The sequence below is a fragment of the Acidiferrobacteraceae bacterium genome, from assembly GCA_037388825.1.
Classification (GTDB): Bacteria; Pseudomonadota; Gammaproteobacteria; order Acidiferrobacterales; family JAJDNE01; genus JARRJV01.
The window spans coordinates 1-5794 of record JARRJV010000091.1 but is presented as its reverse complement, the minus strand read 5'-3'; the positions used below and the strand labels follow the sequence as shown (position 1 = coordinate 5794).

Below are 5794 nucleotides of genomic sequence, written 5' to 3'. Positions count from 1 at the left end.
GTGTTGCGTAAATGGCGCAAATCCAGCTCCGGCATAGGCAGCTCCGAAACTTCGATCCCGGCCTGTTTCAGGCTTCGGCACAGGGTCTCCAGTCGCTCGTCGACCGCGTGTAGATGGTCCAGCATGACATCCACCGCCTCCGCCACCGGATCCGGCATATCCTCCCTCTGGCCATAGGCGTCAAATCCGATCTTGGCCGCCATTTTTCGCCGTTTTTCCGTCTTCTCGTCGTCCCTGGGGGTAATGACCCGCCCGGGAATCCCCACCACCGTCGCCCCCGCAGGGACATCCTTGACCACGACCGAGTTGGAACCTACCCGCGCATCGTTGCCAATCGTGATCGGCCCAAGGACTTTGGCCCCGGCGCCAATAACCACATTATTTCCAAGTGTAGGATGCCGCTTCTCCCGGCGCCACGTGGTCCCGCCCAGGGTCACGCCGTGATAGAGGGTGCAGTCGTCCCCGATCTCCGCGGTTTCGCCAATGACGACCCCCATCCCGTGATCGATGAACAGGCGCCGCCCGATCCGCGCGCCCGGATGAATCTCGATTCCGGTCAACCAGCGCGTCAGCTGGGACACCAGGCGCGCCAGCAACTTGAGCCGCACACGCCACAGCGCGTGGGCAACGCGATGAGAAAGAATCGCATGTACACCGGGATAGGCCGCGAGAATCTCGATCGTGGACTGGGCCGCCGGGTCGCGGCGGACGATACTGGCCATGTACTCTCGTAAGGACTTCATCATTCCTTTCCCCTGCTACCGGACACCCCAATCCCCAGGAAGAACTCCTAAACGGGGCGGCGCCAGTGTTCCGTCTGCTGCACCGCGGTCAGGATGCCCCGCAGGATATTCAGCTCGGTCTCATCGATGCCGGTGCGATTGAACAGGCGCCTCAGCCGGCGCATGAGGTGACGCGGATTATCCGGATCGAGAAAGCCAATCTCAACCAGAACCTGCTCCAAATGAGCATAGAATCGTTCCAGATCTTCATGACGGGACGAAGATAGGGATTCGGTATCCATTGTCTCACCGTTTTCCTGGTGAAATCCCAGAAAGATTTCGTAGGCCAGGATCTGGATCGCACTGGCGAGATTCAGGGAATTGAAAACCGAATTGCCCGGAATCCGTACCAGGGCGTGGCAGCGATCCACCTCCTCATTTGTCAGCCCTGTGCGCTCGCGGCCAAACACCACCGCGATTTTGCCGCTTTGCGCCCGCTCCCGGGCTACGCGCGCAAACTCCCGGGGCGTTAGCGTGGGCCAGCCGATGGTACGCTCCCTCGCGGTCGTTCCCACGACCCACTGACACCCGGCCACGGCCTGCTCCAGGGACTCATGCACGCTTGCCTGCTTCAGCACGCTGTCGGCACCGGACGCACGCGCCGTGGCGTCCGGATGCGGGAACTGGTCCGGGCGAACCAATGCCATACGTTCCAGGCACATGTTTTTCATTGCCCGGGCGCTGGCCCCGATATTCCCCGGATGGCTTGGCCTTACAAGCACGATGCGAATCTGATCCGCTGGCATGGTTCACTCCGCGTCACTTCAGGATTTGTGCTTTTAACCCGTCAGTCGGCTCTATACAATGCCGGGCCCGGAAGTCCGGGTCACCACGACCCCTCAATCACGAGAGCTCCTTAATATATGAACCCCATGCTCAACACAGCGATCAAGGCGGCCCGCAAGGCCGGGGGGATCATTGTCCGCTACAGCCACCAGATCGACCGGATCGCGGTCGATAGCAAGGGGCACAACGATTTCGTTTCGATCGTGGATCATGAAGCTGAGCGTGCGATCACCGAAATCCTTCGCCATGCCTATCCCGATCACGGGATACTTGCGGAAGAAAGCGGAAAACAGGCGGGCGATGACTACCAGTGGGTTATTGACCCGCTCGACGGCACCACCAACTTCCTCCATGGATATCCCCAGTTTGCCGTATCCATCGCCCTGCTCCATCGCGGGCGCCTCGACCAGGCAGTCGTGCTCGACCCCCTGCGCGACGAGTTGTTCACCGCCAGCCGCGGAGGCGGGGCCCACCTGAACGACCGCCGAATCCGGGTCACCCGAAACGCGCGGATGGGTCTCGCACTGCTGGGAACGGGGTTCCCGTACACGAACTTCGAGCATCTGGATACCTATCTGGGAATGTTTCGCGAACTGCTCACGGCCAGCAGCGGGATTCGTCGCGCGGGGTCTGCGGCCCTGGATCTGGCCCACGTCGCCTGCGGGCGCCTGGACGGCTTCTGGGAAATCGGACTGAAGGCCTGGGACCTGGCGGCCGGCGCCCTGCTGATTGAGGAGGCCGGCGGCATTGTGAGCGATTTCACCGGCGGTCGCGAGTTTCTATCCAGCGGCAATATCGTGGCGGGCAATCCCAAAATCCAGGCGGAGTTGCTGCAGCGGCTGCAGCCCCTGCTGACCCCGGCCCTGCGGGCCTGAGCACCCCCCCGGGCGAAACCGACGCCGGACCGCGGGGAGCGGGCAATGCGCCCGGCCAATTCATGCGGCAGGGTCTAGCGTGTATCATTACGCCGGTTTTTGTCTGCAAGAACACCAGGAGTAGATCCCAATGGCCTATGTGGTCACCGACAATTGTATTCGCTGCAAGTACACCGACTGTGTTGAGGTCTGTCCCGTGGACTGTTTCCACGAGGGGCCCAATTTCCTCGTGATCGACCCGGAAGAATGCATTGACTGCACCCTGTGCGTACCGGAATGTCCGATCGATGCGATCTATGCCGAGGACGATGTGCCGAATGACATGACCGACTACATTGCCCTGAATGCCGAGCTGGCAAAGGAATGGCCTGTGATTTTCGAAAAGAAAGAGGGTCTGCCGGACGCCGTCGATTGGGAAAACAAGCCGGATAAACTCAAATACCTTGAACGGTGACCCTGGCCTGCATCTGCTCCCCTTTGAGGACGACCCTCTTGAATACCTTGCGGGGTTGATCCTCGATCGCCACGGCGATCAGCTCCCCGATCTGGGCGCCCACACCGTACTGCTCCCGTCCCAGGGCGCCGGCCACCGCTTTCGAAGAATTCTGCTCGAAGCCGCGTCCGCGCGCGGGACCGACGCCCTGATCCCGCCGGCTATCGAAAATCTGCAAAACTATATTTCACGGTCTGACGACCCTTCGCACACAAGCCTTTCCCAGACGGGACGCGAGCTGATCCTGATGCAGGCCCTGGAGGACCTGCCGGGCCTGCGTTCGCAGTATGGGACCTGGCCCCTCATCGACAGCCTGCTTCCGCTGTTTGATGAACTGACTCTGAACCAGGTCCCCATCGCCGAAAGCCAGGAGGAATTCACCAGTGATGTGGTGAAGGCCTACGGAGGATCGGCCCCGGTTCCCGAACTCCTGTCCGAGGAGGCCGCCCTCGTCTATCGCCTTTGGCAGGCGTGGCAGGAAGAACTGCAAAACCGGAATACGCGGGACCGTAGCGGAGCCTATGTCGACGCGCTCACACGCTCGCTTGGCGGCAACGTGCCGGACGGGCAAATCTATGTTGCCGGCCTGCTCCGTTTCGCGCGCGCTGAACTCGCTTGGCTGAATGCCCTGGTTCAGGCCGGCCGCGCAGACATTGTGGTCCAGGAATCCCAGGACAGATCCCGCTCTCCCGCGCCGGACCTGATGCATGCTCTCGAGGAGTCCGTAGGTACAGCCGAAGCCAGGCGGACTTTCACGGCTACACCGCGTGGCGAGTTTCTCGACCGGGTCTATGGCCCGCCCGAGCCCGATCTCGCAAGCCGTGCGCGGTCGCAGAGAGAGTCCAGCACTAACAGTCCACTCGCGGAACACATGGAGATTTGTGCGCTGGAAGACGGTGAGCATGAGGCACGCGCCATCGACCTGCAGGTGCGTCGCTGGCTGCTTGAAGGTACTCGCAACATCGGGATCGTGACAAACGATCGCAAGCTGGCGCGGCGCGTGCGTGCGCTGCTAGAGCGCGCCGAAATCGAACTGAAGGATTCCGCCGGCTGGACCCTTTCCACTACCAGTGCGGCGGCCGCACTGATCCAGTGGCTGGATTGCATCGAACAGGACTTCCAGCGGGAAACACTGTTTTCATTCCTGCGCTCTCCGTACCAGGGACTGCCCCTGGGCGACGATCCCGATTCTCTGCTGCACTACCTGCTTGGCGTATTGGTGAAAAGGGAGCGCGTGTATCGCGGACTGGAATCCTACCGCAGGGCACTGGAGCGCGCACCCAACGAAGACGAGGTGTCGCGCGAGGCCGGACTTGTGCTGCTTGGCCGGCTGACAGAGGCAAGTAGCGGCCTCGCTTCCCTCGCCCAGGGCGGCAGATCCACCGCCCGCCAGTGCTTTGCTGCATTGGAGTCGGGATTGGAAATCACGGGCCTGTATTCCACTCTCGACCAGGATGAGGCCGGGCGTTCCGTGCTGGAGGCCATTTCCGGCCTGCGCGGCGCCCTGGAGGCAGGATCCCTGCGCCTGGATTGGCAGGAATTTCGCGGCTGGATACAACGCCAGCTGGAAGCGGCACTGTTTCGTCCTCCCATGCGCGGAGCCGGTGTGGAATTGATGGGACTGGCAGAGAGCCGACTGTATCGTTTCGATGCACTCGTGATTGCCGGAGCAGTCCGCGACCACCTGCCCGGCACCTTCTCCGATTCACCCTTCTTCAATGAAACCGTGCGACAACAACTTGGCCTGGCCAGTCTCCGCCTTCGCCAACAGGAACGACTGCATGATTTTCGCCGGCTCCTGGAGGCTGCCCCGCTCATTCTGATCACCTATGCACGACAGCAGCAGGGAGATGATGCGGAAGTGAGCCCGTGGGTCGAACGGCTGCAGGCCTTTCAGCGTGCCGCCTATGACACGATGCTGGACGCAGGCGATCTGGAAAGCCTGGTGTACGAGCCCGCCGCACAGATTCACCGCGACGAAGCATTGCTACCGGGCGTACAGAAACAGGCCACGGTCACAATGGCCGCGGATCTTGTGCCTCGCACCTATTCGGCTTCCGCGTGCCAGTCACTGGTGGACTGCCCGTACCAGTTTTTCGCGCGCTACGGTCTTGGCTTGCGGGCCGAGGAATTGCCGGGGGAAGCCATGGAAAAATCCGAGTACGGGAATCGTGTTCACCGGATTCTGGAAGCCTTTCACGGTGGCGTGGAATCCCTGCCCGGACCCTTTTCCAAATCCCTGACCCCGGAGAATCTGGCCGAAGCGACGGAACTCCTGGAGGAAATTTCGCAAAGCGTGTTCTTCCGGGACTCGGAACGGAACCCCGTCAACCGGGCATGGCACTACCGTTGGCGGCAGACCATCCCGCACTACCTGGAATGGGCCCGGAAACACAGTCAATCGTGGTCGGCAGTTCAAACCGAGATCGACCTGCAACGGCAACTCACCCCCGAACTATCCCTTTTTGGACGCATCGACCGGCTGGAACGCGGCCCCCGGGGCCTGGGAATTCTTGATTACAAAACCGGCCTCGGCGCCCATCAAAACGAAGCGCTGTCGGGTGAGTCGGTGCAGCTGGCGACCTACGCCCTGCTCCCCGAAGATCCGGTCAGCGCAGCGACCACTCTGATTCTCGATTCGCGCAATGTGCGCACGGGAATCTTGCTTGAGGGCAAGGAACTCGAAACGATAAGCGTGAACCAGAGAGAGCGACTTCTGTCCCTGCACGCCCGCCTGCTTGAGGAAGGCGCACGCCTGCACGCCTGGGGAGACGACAACACCTGTCGCTATTGCGATCTTTCCGGCTTGTGCCGCAAGGGCCTGAGTGAGGAGGCGGATCATGTCCGCAAGACGGGCT

General features: G+C 61.5%; 5 protein-coding genes. 3 read left to right on the top strand and 2 right to left on the bottom strand.

The window, feature by feature from the left end; translation table 11 throughout:
* Together cysE and P8X48_12065 are read right to left on the bottom strand one after the other, a co-directional pair.
* Positions 1-722 (bottom strand): serine O-acetyltransferase (gene cysE / locus P8X48_12070; GenBank protein ID MEJ2108041.1); only part of this gene is annotated, 722 nt, incomplete at its 3' end.
* 68 nt (positions 723-790) lie between these two features.
* A complete protein-coding gene (locus tag P8X48_12065; GenBank protein ID MEJ2108040.1) occupies positions 791-1528 on the bottom strand; it encodes an RNA methyltransferase in 738 nt (245 codons plus the stop codon).
* Between the two features lie 117 nt (positions 1529-1645).
* On the opposite strand from P8X48_12065, the gene P8X48_12060 reads away from it, so the two are divergent.
* The 3 genes from P8X48_12060 to P8X48_12050 all read left to right on the top strand — a co-directional run.
* A complete protein-coding gene (locus P8X48_12060) occupies positions 1646-2443 on the top strand; it encodes an inositol monophosphatase family protein (GenBank protein MEJ2108039.1) in 798 nt (265 codons plus the stop codon).
* A gap of 130 nt (positions 2444-2573) precedes the next feature.
* Positions 2574-2897: a ferredoxin family protein gene (locus P8X48_12055; protein MEJ2108038.1), complete on the top strand. Its 324-nt coding sequence runs from the start codon at positions 2574-2576 to the stop codon at positions 2895-2897.
* Positions 2887-5794, top strand: a 2908-nt coding sequence (locus P8X48_12050; protein MEJ2108037.1) for a PD-(D/E)XK nuclease family protein, incomplete at its 3' end; no start/stop codon positions are given. The genes P8X48_12055 and P8X48_12050, both read left to right, overlap by 11 nt.

Bases quoted from the DNA above. Each gene is read 5' to 3' on its own strand.
- P8X48_12065 (MEJ2108040.1), bottom strand. From the start codon at position 1,528: ATGCCAGCGGATCAGATTCGCATCGTGCTTGTAAGGCCAAGCCATCCG.
- P8X48_12060 (MEJ2108039.1), top strand. From the start codon at position 1,646: ATGAACCCCATGCTCAACACAGCGATCAAGGCGGCCCGCAAGGCCGGG.
- P8X48_12055 (MEJ2108038.1), top strand. From the start codon at position 2,574: ATGGCCTATGTGGTCACCGACAATTGTATTCGCTGCAAGTACACCGAC.